We start from the raw sequence: 20,781 nt of genomic DNA on the forward strand, positions 1-20,781 counted from the left end.
ATTACTATAATTACTTAAACTATGTAGTTTTATTCTTAACTATATAATTAGTATCAACTAAATTCTGAACAATTCTCCTTAGCATGATATCAAATCCCAACTGGTCGTTTTCTCTTGAAAGTCGTTTCATGATGCCAAGTCTGTTTTTGATGCCTTCCCAATATTGTTTATATACTTTCGGCACCAATAACACTTGACCAAAGCTGGTTATAAACTCAATATCAGAGTAGCCCATTTTTTTGATTTCATTGGCAGTAAGTTCAAGAATATTAGCACATGTATCAATCACATCTACTATTTCAGCCACTTCGCTTTGGGTGATTTGACTCAATGTTAACTTGTGTTCCTCATTAACAGAGTTAGGCATTGTTTGAATATCATTAATTTTGACCATAGGGCATTTTTGCACTAGTATAATATCGTTATTATAAGCAATATCAGCCACTTTATTATCTGAAATATCACTTTGATTAACTTCAGATATATCTAGGCTTAAATCAAATAAAATTGACTTATAATGCTTTTCAACCGTTGACTTTGCAACACCAGATAATTCTTGAATCTTTCTTATTGTTATCTTTTGATTCATTTCAATGATTTGTTTGATGGCTTGAGTTATAACAGCAACTTTCTCTTCTTGTAATTGAGTATTTTTATTTTGTCCTACACCTTTGGAATTATCCACCACATATACAGCGCCTGCCGCCTCTCTCTCTCCCTCTCTCTCTTTTTTCTCCTCTTTCAAACAATTATTATATAAGTTATTATATGTGGTGTACTTGGAACAAGGTGTAGGACAAAATTCTTCAAGAGATAATGAAATGAGTCTACCAAGATAATTATAACAATTATCATTGATTATTTTTTCAACTTTTTCAATTTCATCCAAGTTAAATATAATGGCATCATGAATTGGAATCACAAATAATTCATCATTTACAAGGTCTTTTGTAATATTATTAATAAACAAGTCGGATTCTTCCCGTTGAAGCTCTGTGGCTTTTGATTTATTAGATTGCATTTCAATCAAATGATGAAATGTAATTGGGAATAATTTTTTAAAGGCTTTACCATAGTTACTATTAGCAACAACAACTCTATTTTCGTTAAATAAGATAGAATTAAAGAATTTACGTTTAAATTCCTTTTTATTGACATCATTTGAAATATCAATACCCATTTCTTTTGCCAATATATTGTAAAACCCTCCACTATAAACAGCATCATTGAATACTTCATCATCGTTAAATAAATGCGATAACAAGACTAATTGAGCATTTTTAGCATCAAATTCACCAAGTCTAATTCCATCAATGTGTTTGAGATAAATACGTTGTTTTTTAGGCATATTGACAATTGAATGGAATAATCTTCCAGTATTTTTAGATTTGTTCATATAAAGCCTAGGAACATCAAATTCTGATGGTAATTGAAGTTGTTGTATATTATAAAGTACTTGCTTCTCAAAATCTTTAAGACTTTCGTAGTTGGTGTTATGAAAATATTCAATAGTTCTTATAAGGGAAGTTGACTTCAATTGATAATCAATTGTTTTTTTTGTGCTTATAAGTAACTTGTAGGTGTAATAACTAAACTTTCCTACTTGTTTGTTATAGATACGTTGAACGATACCTCTTTCAATGAAATAATTTATTATTGTTAAATAATATTTATCACCAAACGTTTTTTTAAGAAGTTTTGAAGATAGGTATTGGAAATTTCTATCAGTTTTTTTTCTGATTAGTGTGTCGATAAAATAAAAGTGTTTATCTTTTAGTAGTTGATTGTGATTAAAATCTGATTCTAGGAGATTGAATATCTCCAAAGTTGTTTTGATTTGCATTTTTCATAGTATTCTTGCTTTAAATGTTATTGAGTTCTTGCTAGTTGTAAGGGGAGCAAGAACCAGCAGATAGCTACCTCCACTGGATTCCCCTGAATTCCGATTAAGAAATTCAAATTGTATTTATATTAATTGAAACATACTTTATAATAAATATGCTTAATAATACTAAAAGACTAGAAAAAGTAAAGAATTATTTAAAAAAATAATCATAGTATTACACAAATGTGTCAACTAATATAAGTAGCTAATTTTTTGATTCAATTAAAAATTAAATCTGATGTTTTAAATAATGTGTTTTTAAGAAAATGTTATTGAAGTGTCTCCGTTTGATGGCTGAGACCAACCCAATGCAACTGCATCGAGCGACCAGATATGGTTTGGAAGGCATTCTTTCAAAAATACGAAGAAAATGTTAGAAATGCAATATTTTAGTTCTTGAATATAGTGAAAAAGCAAGAAATTATGTTCCAGTAAGCAATAAATTGTACCCGTAACTGCTATTTAACCTTACATAACAAATACGGGTATAAATATCATAGAGCTATTATTTAAGCATTGAAGCATTATAGTATTCACACCATTTCAATAGCATCTGACAAATTTATTTCAATATTATAATAATTGAAATCATTTGGTGTTCCGTTTTCAATTTCAATTAGGTTAATAACAGCATCTTTCAGTTCCATAGGTTCAAAGAAAAGAGAATAATATTGCCAATCCTTATTGGATTGAAAATTATGTTTTTGTGGTGCAATGGTGATTCCTGAAGCTTTTATCATTTTGTATCGTTTTTTTGTTTCTACATTTTCAATAAAAGTATCTTTTGACATTTTATATAATTGTTTCAAAAAATTCGATATTGAATATCTTGGTAATTTACACAAGTTGGCGATGTTGATAATGAGATTCCGAAATAAACCTTAAAAAGAATAACACCCACAACGTTCTCTTTGCCAATAATCTTCAAGACGAATGTTTAGGAAAAAACTATGAATACCTCCATTACTATTGGAAAATTTGGTAATTGAAGTATCATAGGAGTAACCCAAAAGGTATTTCTCATTTATTCTAAAACCTGCAAATCCACCTAGAGTTGAATTCAAATCTACATTTAAGCTACCATAAATTTTTTCTTGCCAATTTAGTGTTCCTGCAAACAGAGTATTTATTGGCGCACCATTAACAAAACGCAATAATACACTTGGTTGTAAATACAAATCATTTTGTAAATCAAATTTATAACCCGAACTCAAATAATAATTAGGTCTACTATTTGCTAAAGTCGCATTATAAGAATCCACATAAGTAGTTTTTAGAAAATTAGGAACGCCTAATCCAAAATAAAAATTTTCATTGTGAATGAAAAACCCAGCACCAATATTGATGTTAATATTAGTCATAGTTCCATCAAAATTATTGAACTCATTTGGATTTTGAATGCGTAATCTATTATAATCAATACTATACCAAGATGCGCCTGCTTTTATTCCTAAAGCTACTTTCCATTCTTCATTTAATTGAATATGGTAGGCATAATTACCTAACATCTTGGTATCAGTTGTAACTCCGATTTCATCGTGCATAATTTCAGCACCAATTCCTGTGTTAGGTCCAAAAAATGTACCATGTCCGTTTAAGAAAATTGATTTAGGTGCTCCATCAAAACCTACCCATTGCGAGGAATACAAAGAAGTAAAAGACATTCCTTCATAACTACCTGCATAGGCTGGATTGTAAGTTAAAGGAGTAAGAAAAAAGCTCGATAACTTTACATCAGATTGTGCAAATGATTTATATATACTAGAAAACGTAAAAAGGATTACACTATAAAATATCACTTTTCTCATTACAACTTATTATCTATATGAATAAATCCTTTTAACTCTGTTTTTTCACAATCATTTGGGTATGATAATATGAAAAAGTAAGTACCTGTTGGCAAATAACTTCCTTTAGAAACAACACCACTAACATTTGCCATTCCATTAAAGGTATTAGTTACATTATTATAATTGATTCCAGACCAAACTAAGTTCCCATATCGATTGTAAACTTCAATGGTATTATTTGGAAACTGCTCAATACCTTCAATTTTTAATTCTTTATTTAAGTCATTATCGTCAATAGTGATTAGATTGTTAAATTCTAGATTAGAATTAATTATAGATATTTCAAGAGGTATTCTAGTTGTACTCTCACAACCACTTGCAGAATTTATTGCAGCCCCATAAAAAACATCTCCATTTTGAAGTATATAGGTTGTAGGAACAACGGAACCCCCTGTAGGGTTATCATACCAATTCATTGTTGTTCCATTAGTATTTATTGCCCCTAATGTCATGCCATTTTCAATACAAAATTCTTGTTCAACTTCAATTATTGGTAATTGTGGATTTTCAACTTGCACTTGCACTTGATAGCGTGAAGGATTTTCACATAATGTAATTGGGTCCATAGCTGCGGCATATAAAATTAATCCATTGGTCAGAGGAAAATTTGAATTTAAAGCTGAGCCTCCAGTAGCTGTAGTATACCAGTTCACATTAGTAGTATTTAACACTAAGTCATTAATAGTGGGTCCATCAATTGCACAAAAACTTTGCTGTGCATTTCCTGTTGGAGTCGTCGGTAGGGGATTTACTATAATTGTCATAGAAGCTGTAGTGGCACATTGACCAGCAGATGGAGTAAAAGTGTAGGTAGTAGTAATGGTATTATTTAATGCCGGAGACCAAGTCCCTATAATTCCATTGGTTGAATTTATTGGTAAAGCATTAAGGGTTGTTCCGGAACAAATAGTTGGTACTTGTGTAAAAGTTGGTATTATGTTTGGATTTACAGTTATTGTTATTTCTTTTCTACAGGTAACTCCATTAACTGTAATATCAACCCAATAAGTGGTTGTTACTGTTGGGGTTGGATTTATAGTTTCAGTTGTTTCACCAGTAGACCATAAATAGCTAATTTGAGTTGAATTATAGAGTTGTGAAATTTCTTGTTGACTCAATGCTCTATTCCATACACCAATATCATCAAGTTTACCATTAAGGTTATCAAATGCTGGATGATTCATTCTTCCAAATGCAGCACTATTTGCAAGAATTGGATTTCCATTCGAAGGAATACTTGTAATTAAATTACCATCTCTATAAAATTTACCTGTTAACCCATCATTAGTATATACAATATTGTACCAAATATCATTTCCATTAACTGGAATACCCGCAGAACAATCAAATCCTGTTGATGTAATGCTTCCTATTCCAATTGTATTTATGTTATTACCCCAACCCCATTGTGCCATACCAGGTCCGTTAGGATTTGCTGATGGCCAAAATTCTAAAACCCTGGGACTAATACACCCATTACCAACTCGCAAAACCCAAATTGAAATAGTTAGTCCGGTTTGAATTGTATTTGTATTGACTTGAGCATCTATTCTTGTAGAACAACCTGTACTTGAAAAATAGTAAGCGTTATTAGGATTTCCAAATCTGTCTGTTGTCAAGGTGGCACCATTTACAGTACCATTATTACCATTACCACTTTCGTCATTTGCATTACCACAAAAAGGCCAATAACCTACTAATCCATTTTGTAAATTAGTTGGAAGTGAACAGTTATTAGATATTGGTGTTATAGAATTACTAGCAGTCAAAGTAACAGCCGTTCCATTACAAACGGTTATAGCACTTGCCGTAATTTGTGGGTCGTTAAAATCAACAGTTACAGCTAAACGAGTAGTGCTTTCACAGCCATTTAATGATTGAGAAGCAAAATATGTAGCACCATCTACTAAATTTGTTGTACTCGCTAAAGGCGAACCACCTGTAGCTGCAGCATACCATTGAATAGCAGTTCCTGTAGCTGTTAAATCTGAAATCAAAGGTGTTGGATTAGCACAAAATACTTGAGTAGGGTTACCTGTTGGTGCAGGTGTGTCAGGATTTACATTAATAGTAATGTTTTTTCTACATGTTAAACTTCCAGAAGTGATATCTACCCAATAATTTGTTGTTGAATTTGGTGATATATTAATTGAATTTGTAGTTGCTCCTGTTGACCATAAGTAAGTTGTTGTTGGTGAAATAGGATTATTATAAATTATGGGGTCTATTTCCATTATAGGTACCATATTTGAATAACAGCTTCCATTAGCAGAATTATCATCTAAATTATTCCATGTATTTAAACCGAAACTACAACCACGAATAATTTGTGTATAAGGTTCTCCACAAGGCCCACTATTTGGCTCTCCTGGTCTCCAATTTGTAAAGGTGATATTCATACAATCTAGCCATCTAAATTGACAAGTAGTTGGGTCTCTGAACAAACCAATCCAAATATTGTTATTTGTTAAATTGCTTACAAAAGTATTCTCATTGATATCATTTATACAAACTAAATAACCCCCATTTTGTCTGCATATTAGCTCACCTTGTGTCCAAGAAGTAGGCGTATTGTATACATAATAATGATGACCATTATATAAACCACCATAAGTAAAGCCAGGAATTGGATTACCCAACGGAATTGTAGTAGGTGTAATGTTCATATTACAAATAGTAGGTGGTGTGTAAGTTACTGAAAGTGTTGTAGATAATCCTGAACATATAGTAGTGGATGTTGCTGTAATTTCCGGAAAATCAGAACAAACTTGAGATTGTAATGTTATTGAAAATAATAATACAAAAATGAATTTGAATTTTCTTATCATGTTTTATTTTTATATTTTATGACTAATTATGACTTTAATTGTAATGCGTTTGGTTTTGATTGACATAATTCTGCAGCTATAAGAATATTTGAAATTACAGAAATTCTTCTATCAATTGTATCTCCATCATTCTTTTTGTAAATTTCTTTTGCTACTATATATTCTATTGTATTAGGTCCTAAATCATCATCACCTATTCTGTTGCCTTGAGCTTTTCCATTTGGTAAAGTAAAATCTTTCGTTTTTGATAGTGTTTTTAAAACAAGATTGAAAATTTCGATAGGAAAAATTGTATCAGCAGGCATTACTCTTCGTTCTACATTTATGGCAACTATTTTTGAGTTTTTATAAATTGGGTGAATTTGAAAGCTATCAAATTCCTTTCTTCTTTTTTGTAAAGGAATTGATATTGTGTTTTGACCTTCGTTGCTTTTTTCTTTTAAGAAATTAATCAGATATTGGGTATATTTATTTTTTTTTTCTCATTTTTATTAGATTTTATTTTCTTTCCAACTGCAAAGAGAATTTTATCAATATGATAAGCATAATCTGTTTCTCTTTTCAAATCATCTGAAAGTTCATCAGATATTAACCAATTTTTATAATCTTTGATTAATTCTATTTCTTTTTTACCAACTGTAGCTAAATTTCTTGCTTCACATATATCATCCTCTTTATCTGCATCTGTCAGATATACTTTAAAATCTCTTAAAACATGCTGGTCAATAATGGGTTCACTTTCTTTTTTGGCTAAATATTTACCAAACTGATAAAAAACTAAACCATCATTTTTTTTAGAACTTGATTTTTCAACATCTTTGATGCCTTGAATAATATGTTTAATTTTTTTTAAATCACCATTTTTCCAAGCCATTGCATATAATAACTTTGCTATGGTATTATCAACATCTTTTATCTTGTTGTGATTAAAGATATAGTTTATAATAAATGATTCATTTTCTAATTTTTCAATCTCCGAATTAGAAATATAAAATTTAATTTTTGGATAATCATCTGTTTTAATCCAATATTTTGTTTCAACTTCGTTCTTTTCCAATATTCTTTCTAAATCAGAAATAGATTTCGAATTAATTATATCATTGAAAATCGAGTTTATTAACTTTTTTGCTATTAAATTTTCGCTACAAATCATATCAACTTTTTCAAATCATTCAATCCAATTTTGATATTATTTATACGAGTTGTAAAATTACTTTTATCATTCTCGCTTAATTCTTCAGGAAGATTTGCAATAACTTTAACTGTTTTAATTCTATTAATTATATTACCTGTAAGACTTTCTCTTTCTACATGTTTCTCATCTACCGTTTTTAAAATATTTTTATTTGAGTAAGCATTTAATAACTTTTCAACTAGATTTGGTTTTCCTAAATAAATAAATTCTTCTAATGCATTTGTCGACAGTTGATTAGATAGATGTTTTTTTGTTTTTTTATTTATTTCATTCCAATTTATCATATCAATAATTCGCAAATTATAATTGATTTCATTTTTTAAACGCAATATTGCCATTTTTCTTAAATGTCTTCGATTAATAAAAATTTTTAAGCTATTCTCTATATATGGTAACATATTAATCATAAATCAATTATTTATTTTTGAATCATTTTAAATATTCTAATTACTATTGATAATATTTTAAATCTATAATTTGGTATCTAATATTCAATTACACTTATTCCATATATATTTGTATCTGGTTCAATTGTTGTGCCTTGAGGTAACCAAATTTCATTCTTTAATAAGTCATAAATATTACCCGAGGCCCCTCTATTGTAATAAGCTCCTGATTTAGCCGCTCCAATATAAATAGAAGAACCATTTACTTTTATTACGAAATCTTTATTTCCACTAAGAGATGAGTTTGGGAATACAGATGAGATTTTCCATTTTTTACCATTCGGAACAGTCAATAAACTTGTTACTATTCGACAATTTAGATTATTGTTCTCTATTTCTTGAATTGATAAAAATCCTATATTATTAGTAGACACAATAGAAATTGTTGTACCTTCTGGAAGCCAAAAATCTCCATTAATTAAAAAATATGTCCACATAATTCTATCATCTGTTTGGTTAATAGTACCTTCAAAGGTACTTCCAATATAAATTGCTGTTCCATTTATACTTATAACTCTATCCCCAGAAAGAATCGATGAATTGGCAAGTATTTGAGATATTCTAGCTGATTTTCCTATTGGCACAGTATATGTTGTTTGATTATTTAATAGAAAAATATTTGAAAAATTATTAAATCCAGATGCATTTGAACTAGATAAATTTTCACCATTACAAATATACTTGGTCAAGCTATTATTAATTTCTCCAGAGTCTAAAATTCCATTACTATTTGCATCTAGTCCTACTTCAATTTTGGTTCCGCCATTTGCACAATTTGTACCAGCAGGTTCAGAGGTTGTTTTTACTAAAGTGTTTTTTCCATCTTGTCCGTTTGTTCCAGCAGGACCTTGAGCTCCCTGAAGTGATGCGATAAAGTCTGACTCAGTACCCGTGTTACCACTGTTTAACCATATTTGATATGCTGATAAACCATCTATTCCGTTGGTACCGTTAGTTCCTGCAGGTCCTTGAGCTCCCGTCAAACCAATAGGTCCTTGCTCACCTTGAATACCTTGTGAGCCTTGAGGTCCAGCAACACCTTGAGGACCAGTTGCACCGTCACTTCCGTTAGCTCCAGCAGGTCCTTGGATTCCCTGTGGACCTTGAGCTCCTTGAAGAGATGCAATAAACTCAGCTTCAGTTCCAGAATTACCATTGTTTATCCATATTTGATATGCCGATAAACCATCTATTCCATTGTTTCCATTTGCACCTGCAGGACCTTGAGGTCCAGTCAAACCAATAGGTCCTTGCTCACCTTGAATCCCTTGCGGTCCTTGAGGTCCTGTTGCTCCAGCTGGACCTTGTATTCCTTGAGGTCCTTGAGCTCCCTGAAGAGAAGAAATGAAATCTGCTTCTGTTCCAGTATTACCGTTATTTAGCCATATTTGATAAGCAGATAAACCATCCGTGCCATTTAAGCCGTTAATTCCTGCAGGTCCTTGTATTCCTTGTATTCCTTGTGGACCTGTTTCTCCAGTTAATCCAATAGGACCTTGTTCACCTTGTGGTCCAGTAGCACCATCTATTCCATTAACACCAGCAGGACCTTCAATACCTTGAGGGCCTTGAGCACCATTGCATACATACTTGGTTTGAGAAATATTAATTTCATTAACATCCAACACTCCATTCTCATTAATATCAATACCAACTTCAATCTTTGTTCCACCAGTTGCACAGTTGGCTCCAGCAGGTTCTAGTGTTGTATTTACAAGTGCATTCTTCCCATCGGCTCCATTGTTTCCATTGGCACCAGCAGGACCTTGAGGACCAGTCGCACCGTCACTTCCGTTAGCTCCAGCGGGTCCTTGGATTCCCTGTGGACCTTGAGCTCCTTGAAGAGATGCAATAAACTCGATTTCAGTACCAGTATTACCATTGTTTATCCATATTTGATATGCTGATAAACCATCTATTCCATTGTTTCCATTTGCGCCTGCAGGACCTTGAGGTCCAGTCAAACCAATAGGTCCTTGAGGACCAGTTGCACCGTCACTTCCGTTAGCACCAGCAGGTCCTTGAGCTCCTTGAGTTCCTTGTGGTCCTGTCAAAGAAGTAATAAAATCAGCTTCAGTTCCAACATTACCAAGATTCAACCATATTTGATATGCAGACAATCCATCCGTACCATTTGTTCCATTTACACCATCAATTCCATTTGAACCAGCAGGACCTTGAGGACCTGTTACTCCAGCTGGTCCTGTTGCTCCTGTTGCTCCAGCGGGACCTTGAGCTCCTTGAAGAGATGCAATAAAGTCGGTTTCAGTACCAGAATTACCATTGTTTATCCATATTTGATAAGCAGATAATCCATCCGTACCATTGGTACCGTTAGTTCCAGCTGGACCTTGAACTCCCTGAAGAGATGCTATAAAATCTGCCTCAGTTCCAGTATTACCACTGTTTAACCATATTTGATATGCTGATAAACCATCTAATCCGTTGGTTCCATTTGTTCCTGCAGGTCCTTGAGGTCCAGCGGGTCCAGGCTCACCTCCATTTGCCGAAAAATAAGCAAATGGAACATAAGTAAAAGGGTTATTGCTTATTTGAGTGAAATTTTGACAATTTTGAGAAGCATCTAATTCTACTTTCAAACTTTTTGTGTTTACATTCCAAACTATACCATTAAATCCTGTTGCATATCCACCAACTTGGTTTCCAGTTCCTATCAACAAATTCACCATACCAAATTTATCTGTTGTTGTTACAATGGTTTCTTGGTATTCAACAACACCTTGATGGTCAATGATTGAAAACTGCAAACAAATAGTTTTATTGGCTAAAATATATTGTTGATTATTGGCGCCAGGTAGTTGTTGACCATTAGGGCCATAGATTACCGCTTGATAGGTAATGCCTGAATTTTGTGTAACTCCAATTGTTGATGTTATTAAAAATAGAAATAAAAATATCTTTTTCATAATATGATTAATTTATATTGAAATGGATTCCAAATCTTATTTGTTGATTATTGAACTTTAATTTTTCTTCTGTACTATTCGATAGATTCATTCCTATGGAATAATTGTATCCTAAACTCATTTGCCAATCATCGCTTATAAAATATTTGGCTGTTATTATTCCTCCTGGTTGTATCCAAAAACCTGAAAATTCTTTTTCTTTTGTTAAATCAAATGTTTCTCCGTTAATTTTTTGTTCTCCATTTATAATGTGCATCAATTGCATTTGAGCGCCAGCGCTTAATTCAAAAGGTACTCTGTTAGAAGGAATGATGACATATTGTAATTGATTATTTAATCCCATATAAGTGGTTTGCCAATCATAATGATTAGCACTATCACCTGCACTTGAATCATAGCCATTAATTGCTAAACCTGCACTGTAGTTTAATCGGTTATCCATCAATTTAAAAACATATCCTATTTCATAAAAAGAACTTGATTTAGTTTTAAACTCAAGTGGCAAATTATCGGTGCCTTTAAAATCATAAGTTGTTAAATTCAATCCCGTTGAAAAGTATAATTCTTGTGCTTTAGCACTTGCAGAGATAAACAAAAAACAAGAAATTATAAGTTTAATCTTTTTTGATAATTGTTTCATAAAATACAGAGGTGTTGTTAGTTATTTTAATTATATATGTTGATGATGCAAGATTTGATATTGATAGACTAGTTTTAAAATCAGTAATAGTAAGTTCTTTACTTAAAACCAAACGTCCTAATCGGTCAAATAACTCAACCATACATTTTCCTTCAAACGATAAGGAAAAAAGTAAATTTAATTCGTTAGTTGCTGGGATTGGGTATAATTGTAAAGTTTCTTTAACAATACTACCGTCAATAGTTTTAAATCCTGTAGGTTGTTGATATCCTTGGACTATACTTTTGTCAATTATATCAAAAAAACCAATTGTAGATAATTGCCCAACACTTTGGCTGACATAGTAACCATTTTGTGTTGTATTTGAATTACCAACAACTGAAATTGTATTTCTCGATATTTCTTGAGAATAAACAGTAAAACCTATAAAGAATAATAAAAAATATTTCATGTATTAATGATTACTTTAACAAGATTTAAAATTACTAATAATTTGAAAATTAAATGAGAATTTTATTATTTTCGCGACATATATTGTCGTGAATTATGAAAAAATCTAAAAGAATCTCAATATTACTGAATCAATTGAAAGAAAGTAAATTATCTGCTTATGATTTACATACTATATTCAAGAATAAAAACATCAATATTTCAATAAGACAAATTCAAAGGGATATTAATGAATTAGAAAATTATTTAGATAAAACAGAAATTCTAGATAAAGTGAAAAGTGAAAAAAAAATATTTTATTTCATTTCAAAAAAATCTAAACTCAATGCTGATAAATTAAATAGTATAGAAACATTTTTTTATTATCCAATCGAAAATGAAATTGATACAAGTATAAATTTATTTGATACCGCTATTAATCAAAGAAGTACTATTATTATTAGATTAATTAAAAATGATTTGACAGGAGATAATTCAAATTTCGAATTTGAACCATTTGTTTTTTATCCAATTTCAATTATTAATCATAGAAATATAAAATACATTGGGGGTTGGAATCCTCAAAAAAAACAAATTCAAATATTTGGAATTAATCAAATTTCAGAATTTTCCATTGAAGATAAGAAATTTAAAATGAATAAAATAAAACAAAAATTTCATGAAGAATTGGACAAAAGATTTGGAGTAACAAAAAATATTGATGAAAATGTCTATGAAATAAAAATTGAATTATCTAAAGTTTTAGCAAATTTCATAAAATCACACTATTGGCATAAAACTCAAAAAATTATAATAAAAGATAATAAAACATTTTTATTCTTAAAATGTGGCATAAATAGAGAGTTATTAGGATGGCTATTTCAATGGATGTATAACATTAGAGTAATTGAACCTAAAATATTAAAAGACTATTATGAAAAAACAATAAAAGAAATTCAAAATAATTCTGTTTCAAAAACACCATTGGTTTACAGAAATATTTTTATAGAGAAAGAAAAATAATTCAAAATTAAATTACCACATTCATTTAACATTTTCTTAGCATAAAGCCTTAATCAAATTGGTACTAATTGCATTGTATTAGCTCTAACTTTTAAAGGTAATAAAATGAGGATAAAGTACCAACGTGATAGTGCGTTTCAACAAACGGGAAATCGGTTTGAAGTGGATAAAGACCAATACTATTTAATCCTTTTTGTTAAATTTCAAATTGATTTAATTTATCAAATAACCTCCAAAGCCCTGGATTTACGGGCTTTTTCTTGTTTATATCAAAATTCAAACAGACCTTTGCATCAAGTTTTAGATTTAGATTATAGTTCATTATTAAAACATTATTAAAAATGACCAAACCAACAAAATTGGTTAAAGTGTTTCAAATAAATTGAGCATCTAAATTTAAAACGAAATTCAAACCATGTCAATTTTGTGCAAAATTAGATTTTAGTCATACACTGCACAAAACACATAAATAGGATTTCAATAAAATGCAATGTTAAACATGTGCAAAAGGGCATACCCTAAAATTGCACAATTTTAAGCAAAGGTCACCATGAAAAAAGCTCGTTACATTCGTCAATCAACAAAAAATCAAACCAACCTTCGTCAGCTTGCAAAAGCACACCCAGATGAAGAATTATTCATTGACATAATAAGTGGTTCAATTCCATTTGATGAACGTCCTGAAGGTAAACGACTCATTCAAGCAGTTGAAACTGGACAAATAAATTATGTAAGCTTCCATGCCATCGATAGAGCTGGAAGAAATACTATCAATGTATTACAAACGCTACAATACTTTTATGATAAAGGTGTGGTTGTAAAGATTGATAATTTGGGATTGGAATCAATGATTAACAACAAAGCCAATCCAGTGTTTAATCTTATTACAACCATATTAAGTGAGCTAAGTTCACTTGAAAAAACTAGCCTTCTTGAAAGACAAGCTGAAGGAATTCAACAAGCCAAACTAAAAGGTATATATAAAGGTAGAGCTGAAGGAACTTTTGATACGCCAGAACAAACACTTCAGAAGCATAAGCGTGTGGTAAGGGCTATTAAAATGAATCCAACGCTATCGCTTAGACAAATTGCCAAGTTGGCGAGTGATTCAGATTATAAAGTATCAGCCAATACGGTTAAGAAGGTAAAAGAAATAATGTTGAACTCAAATTTACAAGTTGCCTAATGATGCGAGTTGATTTAACAGCCATACATAATTTGATGTTTAAATTTTATGGAAGCCGAGAAATGCAAATGTACACTTTTGTGGAGCGCAAGCACTTTTTAAAACCCAAAGAAATCATTATTAAATTTGATTTTAAGAAGGATTGCAACTTGGATATTGAAAAACTAACAAGAAGATTATCTCGACACATTTGGAATGTTCATAATTTCTTTGTGACAGTAAAGGATGATACTATTGAAATTTGCATAATATTTTACGTCAATAAAAAACTAAAAGATTTCGATTTTGAGTTTAGTGTGAATTAATTCTGAAAAATAAAAAAGGGTTCAACTTTAAGTAAAAAGTCAAACCCCATTATTTTTAACTTACACACTTTTTAGGATAGTGTCTTAACTTAACTAAATTTTATTTAATAATCATCAAATAATTATTAGGAGCTGGTTTTGGTTGATTCCTATAATATTCAACTGCTATTTCTTTTGCGGCTTGAATTCTTTGTTTTTCAAGAGCAATACTATCATTGTACATTTTCATACGAACAGCAAACTGAGTTTTAGCTTTTGCATCAACTTTTTCTTCTGCTTTTTTAATAAGTGCTTCCACCTCTTTATAACATTTCGTTGATGGGTCAATTTGACTTAGAATATCAAGCGCGTCTTTGTAATAATTTTTTGCTAAAGTTGTTTTAGCCTCTTGCAATTGTGTACTACACTTTTGATTTTGATAGGCTTTATAAGCTTCAATTGTTTTTTGCTGAATTTTGTTATAACAAGAAACTTCTTCAGGCACCGTCATTAATAATCCTATCGCTCCTTCATAGTCTTGCATCTTCACTAAACTTTCTGACTTAGTGATAATATCTTGACATTTAAGGTTGTAATAATCTATTATTTTTTGTTTGCCTGTTTCAATGAAAGTTACAAACTCCTTTGAGTTTGAATTGATTTTTGAAATCGCATTGTTAAAAGCAATTTGTTTATCAACACCACTTCCTTTAAGTTTTGTGACAGATGTGGAATAAATGACATTATTGTCAAGTTGTTTTAAAATAAGTGTTAATTCACAATTCAACATAAAAATATCTTCCATACCCCCTTCTACAAATTTGTCATCATAAATTGCTAACTTGGGATATATAATGAAATTTGAAGAATATCCATTAGCTGCAAGTCCAGATTGTGTAACTAGTTGAATTATTTTTGTTTCAAGTTTAGAAAGATTTGAAGAATTTAAACCTTCAATGTTATCAGGGATTACAATAGATAAAGCAATTTTCCCAACTTCATTAGAAGACTGCGCGCTTATTGAAAAAACAGAAAAGCACCAAAAAAATGTGTAAAAATATTTTTTCATGTTTATTTTATTTTATTTTAATTGAAATAAATTGACCATTAAGGTAGCTAGGTATTGCTTGTATATTTAGTGTTTTTAAAAACAGTCTAATTTCTCTTCCGAAATCCTTAATCGTATAATTTTGATTATTTACTTTTAATGGCAGTTTAACTTCTTTATATGAAATTAATGCACTACTTGAACCACTTTCAATAGCCACTCCTTTATATGCATTTTTTTTCATCCAATCTGAAATTACTTCGGACAGCAAAAATCCATCATTCCCCACTTCCATGTCAAAGTTAACCTGAGAATTAGGCTCCAAAACAAAGTCCACTTTTGCAATCATTCCTTCTTCAATTATTTTTGTAAAGCTATTTTGCAAATCATTCATAAATTCTTCTTGGATACTTTCAATTGCTTTTTCAGTTAATTTTGCAATATCAGTTGTATTAATACATTGACTATCTCCATTTTGAGGAGACAAATTCTCTCCAGTGATAGTGTATCTGGCACTTAATATTATTTTTGCTTTATTGCATCCATCTGAACCTTTTTGTAATTTAAAATCTACTTTGACTAGTATATCAGCTCCAGAATTTTTAATTAAAATATCCTCCTCATCTTCTTGTTTGTCGGTTGAAAAAGAACCTGTTTGTCCTATACTTTCTAAAACTTCTATATACCCTTTAGTATTAAAGTTTCTTTTTCTGAAAGCTTTGTCAACCAAACTAATAGCTGTTCTTAAATTAAAACCAGTATCCTCGTTTTCAATTAAATCTCGATATTTCTGACCTTTAATTTTATAGGGAACGACTATTATCCAAGGTTGATTTTGATTTGTCTGATTAATTTTCTGGGGTTGATTATCCTGTCCATATGAAAAGAATGAAATGAAAAACAAAAGAATAAAAATTATTTTTTTCATAAATATAAATTAAAGTCCAAATTTTCTAATTACACCATTTTGTTCTAAATCTTTTCTCAAAGAATTATAGTTTATTTTTAACACCAATGAAGTTGAATAACCGCCTTTCACTTTCACAGGTACAGACTCGGAACTATTTACCATTAAGTATTTAAATAACCCACCATTCTCGAATAAATTATCAAAATAATCCTTGTGTGAATTTTTAGCTTCATACTCATTAGAAACTAAAGGAACATTTATTTCAGTGCCAGGCAAACCCTTAAAAAGTAAAACATTAAAAGCATTTTTTTGAGCATCTTTTATTGCTTCCTTTTCATTTTTTCCAAAACCGTTACTTCTTACCGTAATTGTTCCTTGTTCTTCTTTAGCGACAAAACTAACTTCGGCAGAATAAGAACTTGGTACAGATTTGCAGGAAAACAGGCTCGTTAATATTAACAAGCCTATAATTTTTATAGTTTTCATATTATATTATTTTGTAACAACTTGAAGATTTGCCTTTGCTTCAAATTTTGTAGCTATATCAACACCACCTGAATTAACGGAGCAAGTAGAAAAGTTCTCATCTTCAACTTTGGTAATTTTTAATTCTCCAACTTCTTTTTTACGGGTAAGTTTTTTTCCACCTACTTCCATAACAGAAATTTCAACAACTTTTAGCTTATCGCCCTTAGACAATCCAAACTCACTGCCTCCAGCAATCATTAATCTTACAGCTGCACCTTTACTATCCTTTTCTTGAATTTCAGCAATGAAAAAAGAAATCGGGAAATTTCTACTTACAAAATCATCTACTTTTTCTTCAATACCTTTAATTGCTTTTGCTATAGAGGCTTCTGGAGATGAAGCACCCAAACCAATAGCACCAAGAAGACTACTTCCTGATTTAGGCTCAATAGTTTCTGAGGAAACAACTTGTCCTGTAGCAACATCAATTACTTTAAGGTTAATAGATAATTTTGTTTTGTAAGTGATGGCACCATCATCAGCTCTCATTTGTTCTGCATTTGCTGAAACAACATGACCAGACACAAGATATTGCGCTCCTAAAGAAACGCCTTGCTCAGCATATGTTTTTGCGTCTATGAAATCCTCAGACTTTTGAAGTTTTTTTTCACTGCGTAATGCATCCATTTTTGTTCTATCAACAATATTAAATCTTTTGGTTTTAACGAAACCATTTGTAACAGTTTCTTGAATTGAATTTGTGGTTTGCTGATTTGAAGCTCCATTAACATAAGTAAATGGTAAAATACCAATACTCGTTTTTTCTTGGGCGTTGGATAAAATTGAAAATAAAATAATGGTGTAAATGAAAAAATTTCTCATAATTTTTATTTATTGGAATTAGTTTTTAATTGTTCTTCTTTTGGTTAATTTTAAATGGATTTATTTTTTAAGTTTAGCCAACCTTGCAGTTACAGTGACTTCTGCATTCGTGAAAATAAAGCCCGAAGATTTGGTTTCAAACTTTGGATAAAACACTACATCATACCCAGGGTGCTCTTTTAATAATTTATATATAGCAACATCTTCAGCTTTATCCAGTTTGGTTCTGAAACCAATAATTTGGATACTGTTTTTACTGAATCGTCCTATTTTTTTTGTGTTTGATAATGGAAATCCAAATAGGAAATTAATTTTGGTGGTGGCAGATATTTGGTCTGTGAATTCAAAATCATTTTTATTGAATTCAACCAAATTGTTTGGCTCTTTGATAGAACTACTAGATACAGAACAGCTCGTAACTACAAATGCTGAAAATAAAATAAGGAAAACTTTTTTCATGTGTTTAAAATTTTAAAATTAAAACACAAACCAAATGAAAATATTTTTAGTTTTTTTAAAGAATTAGTTACCGTATGAATGTAATTAGTTACCGTAAAAAAAGCCACAATCACTTGTGGCTTTTTAACTAAAATGTTAACTAAATTTATTGTAAAACAATTTTTTTTGTGGTTATTGTTTTACCTGAATTATCAATAATAGATACAAAATATAATCCACTAGTAGTTATTGAACTTAATGAGATGTCTTGTATTTGCTGACTTAAAATTGATTTGTAAATTTCTTGACCTAGTGTGTTAATGATTATTATTTTACTACCAATTAAATCAGTTTGGTTACTAGTGTCAATACTGATATTTGAATTGGTTGGGTTGGGATATACTGTGATTGTTGATTCTGTATTTACAAATGAATTTGTATTTAAAACGTTGTTATATAAATTGGTTATTTCTTGTTGAGTTAAGGCTCTGTTCCAAATACCAAAATCATCTATTTGCCCAGCAAAAATGTTTTGAGAATTTAAGTTTGGAGAAGACCCAATATAATATGATGACCAATCGTTTGTTGAAAAATTAGAAATACTTTGTGAACCAGCATAATTCCCATTAATATACAAACTAACTTGACCTAAATCACCATCAATAGTATAAACAATATGCTCCCATGTATTTGTGTTAAATAAATAATTCGAAATAAAAGTGTTAGAACCATTAAATCCTAACTTATAAGTATATCCGTTAGAAACGTAGGTTGGATAATTTCCGTAAATTTGGAACCAAAAGGTACCACCACCAAAAATCTGATTATAGTACAATCCAGACGATAATGTTGTGGGGAATTTAATCCATACAGAAAACGTTTTCTTTGTACCTGTGAAATTTGAAGGATTGGTAACAGATAAATATCTAGAAGAATCTCCGTTAAATTCAGCTGTTGAGTTAGTATTACCAAATCTATCTGTACCCCAAGTTACATTTGTAGCTACTCCATTATTCCCATTTCCACTTTCATCATTAGCATTTCCGCAAAAAGGATAATAAGCAACCAATCCATTAGTTAAACTTCCTGAAATAGTCTCGCAACTATTACCAAATGTTTGAAGACTAATACTAGTATTGTATGCATATTCAAATTGTGCCATAGTTGCATTGGTATCTGTTGATTTGAACCAAAATTCAATTGTTATTGTATTAGTGGGTAATGATTGTGAAATTCTAGCATAATCATCAATACCATCAAAACTTAATGCTTGTCCAAACTTACCTGAGGAATAATTTACGCCTCCATACAATATACCATTATTACCTATACCAGAGTTTAGTAAAGTATTATCACTGGATGTGTCAAAATTATATAGACCAATCGTATTAGCATCACTGTTAAAAGGTTGATTACTATTGAAATAATTCATGACTTGTGTTGATGACCTTTCGATATTGGAAATTCTTAAATCATCTATTTGTCCGTAAAAATTTGGTACAGGTACACAAGAAACACAACCTTGAGTTGCCCCTAATAGTAAACTATTCCAAATAAATGGTTGATTAGAAAAATTTGAATCTGTCAGTAAATTACCATCTAAATATATTTTACCATTTAATCCATTTTTTGTTACGGCTATATAATGCCAAACTGTGTTGTCTTGGATTGATTGATATTGGGGATTAATACTGGATTGTAGATAACCTACAGTTGTATAGGTAGACTGAGATAAACTAGAATTAACAGTATTTAATTGTGCTACAAGAGTTTGAACCCATAAGACTAAGCACAACACAACAAGAAGTAATTTGTTTTTCATTTTTTTTGTATAATGGTTAACTAGCACAAAGAAAAAAATAATGTCCTCTGTCTTTTTAGATATTTATTAAACGCTTAATTTCTTGATTTAACGTGTAGAAATCTCTATTTGAGCAAGAGTGCCTTTATCTAATTTTTGAATATTAAAACTGTTTTTAGAATCCGTTTTTAATAGTTGAAGTCTTTCCTGAACTAATTTTAAACCCTTAGAAGTTTTTCCTTTTGCTTCATAACCCTTTCCGTTGTCCTTAACTTTGCAAATAAGCACGTCCTTAACTTTTGTAAATGTAACTTCGAGTTTACATTCGTTATAAGTGTTATCAAACGCATGTACAAACACATTTTCTATCAAGGGTTCAAGTAACATTGGAGGGATTTCAATATCGTGAAAATCAATAGTATCATCAATATTAATTACCCATTTCACTTTTATTTTTCTTCTAAAATTTTCTAAAATTATATACCTTTTCAAATAATCTACTTCTTCTTCCAAATTAATTGTAGTTTTTGAAGAATAATTA

General features: G+C 30.5%; 18 protein-coding genes and 1 pseudogene. 2 read left to right on the forward strand and 17 right to left on the reverse strand.

All coding sequences use genetic code 11. From position 1 onward, the window contains the following. Positions 1-19: 19 nt before the first annotated feature. The 10 genes from Q0075_RS04350 to Q0075_RS04395 form a co-directional block, all read right to left on the reverse strand. Complete coding sequence (locus Q0075_RS04350; protein ID WP_297868444.1) at positions 20-1,843, reverse strand: hypothetical protein; 1,824 nt, start codon at positions 1,841-1,843, stop codon at positions 20-22. A gap of 575 nt (positions 1,844-2,418) precedes the next feature. After that, a complete protein-coding gene (locus Q0075_RS04355; RefSeq protein ID WP_297868445.1) occupies positions 2,419-2,676 on the reverse strand; it encodes a hypothetical protein in 258 nt (85 codons plus the stop codon). 90 nt (positions 2,677-2,766) lie between these two features. Then, positions 2,767-3,693, reverse strand: coding sequence for a type IX secretion system membrane protein PorP/SprF (locus Q0075_RS04360; RefSeq protein ID WP_297868446.1), 927 nt, complete (start codon positions 3,691-3,693; stop codon positions 2,767-2,769). Next, entirely contained in the window at positions 3,693-6,563 is a 2,871-nt protein-coding gene (locus Q0075_RS04365) for a gliding motility-associated C-terminal domain-containing protein (RefSeq protein WP_297868447.1), read from the reverse strand. Before Q0075_RS04365 ends, Q0075_RS04360 begins: the two co-directional genes overlap by 1 nt. A gap of 26 nt (positions 6,564-6,589) precedes the next feature. Further along, a complete protein-coding gene (locus tag Q0075_RS04370; RefSeq protein WP_297868448.1) occupies positions 6,590-6,868 on the reverse strand; it encodes a hypothetical protein in 279 nt (92 codons plus the stop codon). A gap of 146 nt (positions 6,869-7,014) precedes the next feature. Next, positions 7,015-7,716, reverse strand: a complete 702-nt coding sequence (locus Q0075_RS04375) for a hypothetical protein (RefSeq protein WP_297868449.1) — start codon at positions 7,714-7,716, stop codon at positions 7,015-7,017. Continuing rightward, complete coding sequence (locus tag Q0075_RS04380) at positions 7,713-8,096, reverse strand: hypothetical protein (RefSeq protein WP_297868450.1); 384 nt, start codon at positions 8,094-8,096, stop codon at positions 7,713-7,715. The genes Q0075_RS04375 and Q0075_RS04380 overlap by 4 nt, the downstream gene beginning before the upstream one ends. A 146-nt stretch (positions 8,097-8,242) precedes the next feature. Next, positions 8,243-11,131 carry a hypothetical protein gene (locus Q0075_RS04385; RefSeq protein WP_297868451.1) on the reverse strand — a complete coding sequence of 963 codons (2,889 nt, stop codon included), beginning with the start codon at positions 11,129-11,131 and terminating at the stop codon, positions 8,243-8,245. A 7-nt stretch (positions 11,132-11,138) separates the two neighbouring features. Beyond that, entirely contained in the window at positions 11,139-11,771 is a 633-nt protein-coding gene (locus Q0075_RS04390; protein ID WP_297868452.1) for an outer membrane beta-barrel protein, read from the reverse strand. Continuing rightward, the gene (locus Q0075_RS04395) at positions 11,746-12,222 is read right to left on the reverse strand and encodes a T9SS type A sorting domain-containing protein (protein WP_297868453.1); all 477 of its coding nucleotides are present in this window, start codon (positions 12,220-12,222) and stop codon (positions 11,746-11,748) included. Before Q0075_RS04395 ends, Q0075_RS04390 begins: the two co-directional genes overlap by 26 nt. A 95-nt stretch (positions 12,223-12,317) precedes the next feature. On the opposite strand from Q0075_RS04395, the gene Q0075_RS04400 reads away from it, so the two are divergent. Both Q0075_RS04400 and Q0075_RS04405 read left to right on the forward strand, forming a co-directional pair. Further along, positions 12,318-13,223 (forward strand): WYL domain-containing protein, encoded by a 906-nt coding sequence (locus tag Q0075_RS04400; protein ID WP_297868454.1) that lies wholly within the window; start codon positions 12,318-12,320, stop codon positions 13,221-13,223. A gap of 550 nt (positions 13,224-13,773) precedes the next feature. Further along, on the forward strand, positions 13,774-14,409 hold the full coding sequence (locus Q0075_RS04405) for a recombinase family protein (RefSeq protein ID WP_297868455.1): 636 nt from the start codon (positions 13,774-13,776) through the stop codon (positions 14,407-14,409). A gap of 405 nt (positions 14,410-14,814) precedes the next feature. On the opposite strand, the gene Q0075_RS04410 is transcribed toward Q0075_RS04405, so the two are convergent. From Q0075_RS04410 to Q0075_RS04440, 7 genes and pseudogenes are all read right to left on the reverse strand, one after another. After that, positions 14,815-15,762, reverse strand: coding sequence for a hypothetical protein (locus Q0075_RS04410; protein ID WP_297868456.1), 948 nt, complete (start codon positions 15,760-15,762; stop codon positions 14,815-14,817). A gap of 7 nt (positions 15,763-15,769) precedes the next feature. Continuing rightward, positions 15,770-16,669 carry a DUF6175 family protein gene (locus Q0075_RS04415; RefSeq protein ID WP_297868457.1) on the reverse strand — a complete coding sequence of 300 codons (900 nt, stop codon included), beginning with the start codon at positions 16,667-16,669 and terminating at the stop codon, positions 15,770-15,772. A 9-nt stretch (positions 16,670-16,678) separates the two neighbouring features. Beyond that, on the reverse strand, positions 16,679-17,137 hold the full coding sequence (locus Q0075_RS04420; protein WP_297868458.1) for a hypothetical protein: 459 nt from the start codon (positions 17,135-17,137) through the stop codon (positions 16,679-16,681). Between the two features lie 6 nt (positions 17,138-17,143). After that, positions 17,144-18,001: a CsgG/HfaB family protein gene (locus Q0075_RS04425; protein ID WP_297868459.1), complete on the reverse strand. Its 858-nt coding sequence runs from the start codon at positions 17,999-18,001 to the stop codon at positions 17,144-17,146. Between the two features lie 60 nt (positions 18,002-18,061). Next, complete coding sequence (locus Q0075_RS04430; protein ID WP_297868460.1) at positions 18,062-18,460, reverse strand: hypothetical protein; 399 nt, start codon at positions 18,458-18,460, stop codon at positions 18,062-18,064. 145 nt (positions 18,461-18,605) lie between these two features. Further along, positions 18,606-20,261, reverse strand: coding sequence for a LamG-like jellyroll fold domain-containing protein (locus tag Q0075_RS04435; protein ID WP_297868461.1), 1,656 nt, complete (start codon positions 20,259-20,261; stop codon positions 18,606-18,608). An 87-nt stretch (positions 20,262-20,348) separates the two neighbouring features. Then, positions 20,349-20,781: pseudogene (locus Q0075_RS04440) on the reverse strand (histidine kinase); the annotation flags it as partial.

The organism is uncultured Flavobacterium sp. (assembly GCF_937967675.1).
Taxonomy (GTDB): Bacteria; Bacteroidota; Bacteroidia; order Flavobacteriales; family Flavobacteriaceae; genus Flavobacterium.

Coding starts and splice junctions, on each gene's coding strand:
- Q0075_RS04350 (WP_297868444.1), bottom strand. CDS start 1,843: ATGCAAATCAAAACAACTTTGGAGATATTCAATCTCCTAGAATCAGAT.
- Q0075_RS04355 (WP_297868445.1), bottom strand. CDS start 2,676: ATGTCAAAAGATACTTTTATTGAAAATGTAGAAACAAAAAAACGATAC.
- Q0075_RS04360 (WP_297868446.1), bottom strand. CDS start 3,693: ATGAGAAAAGTGATATTTTATAGTGTAATCCTTTTTACGTTTTCTAGT.
- Q0075_RS04365 (WP_297868447.1), bottom strand. CDS start 6,563: ATGATAAGAAAATTCAAATTCATTTTTGTATTATTATTTTCAATAACA.
- Q0075_RS04370 (WP_297868448.1), bottom strand. CDS start 6,868: ATGCCTGCTGATACAATTTTTCCTATCGAAATTTTCAATCTTGTTTTA.
- Q0075_RS04375 (WP_297868449.1), bottom strand. CDS start 7,716: ATGATTTGTAGCGAAAATTTAATAGCAAAAAAGTTAATAAACTCGATT.
- Q0075_RS04380 (WP_297868450.1), bottom strand. CDS start 8,096: ATGGCAATATTGCGTTTAAAAAATGAAATCAATTATAATTTGCGAATT.
- Q0075_RS04385 (WP_297868451.1), bottom strand. CDS start 11,131: ATGAAAAAGATATTTTTATTTCTATTTTTAATAACATCAACAATTGGA.
- Q0075_RS04390 (WP_297868452.1), bottom strand. CDS start 11,771: ATGAAACAATTATCAAAAAAGATTAAACTTATAATTTCTTGTTTTTTG.
- Q0075_RS04395 (WP_297868453.1), bottom strand. CDS start 12,222: ATGAAATATTTTTTATTATTCTTTATAGGTTTTACTGTTTATTCTCAA.
- Q0075_RS04400 (WP_297868454.1), top strand. CDS start 12,318: ATGAAAAAATCTAAAAGAATCTCAATATTACTGAATCAATTGAAAGAA.
- Q0075_RS04405 (WP_297868455.1), top strand. CDS start 13,774: ATGAAAAAAGCTCGTTACATTCGTCAATCAACAAAAAATCAAACCAAC.
- Q0075_RS04410 (WP_297868456.1), bottom strand. CDS start 15,762: ATGAAAAAATATTTTTACACATTTTTTTGGTGCTTTTCTGTTTTTTCA.
- Q0075_RS04415 (WP_297868457.1), bottom strand. CDS start 16,669: ATGAAAAAAATAATTTTTATTCTTTTGTTTTTCATTTCATTCTTTTCA.
- Q0075_RS04420 (WP_297868458.1), bottom strand. CDS start 17,137: ATGAAAACTATAAAAATTATAGGCTTGTTAATATTAACGAGCCTGTTT.
- Q0075_RS04425 (WP_297868459.1), bottom strand. CDS start 18,001: ATGAGAAATTTTTTCATTTACACCATTATTTTATTTTCAATTTTATCC.
- Q0075_RS04430 (WP_297868460.1), bottom strand. CDS start 18,460: ATGAAAAAAGTTTTCCTTATTTTATTTTCAGCATTTGTAGTTACGAGC.
- Q0075_RS04435 (WP_297868461.1), bottom strand. CDS start 20,261: ATGAAAAACAAATTACTTCTTGTTGTGTTGTGCTTAGTCTTATGGGTT.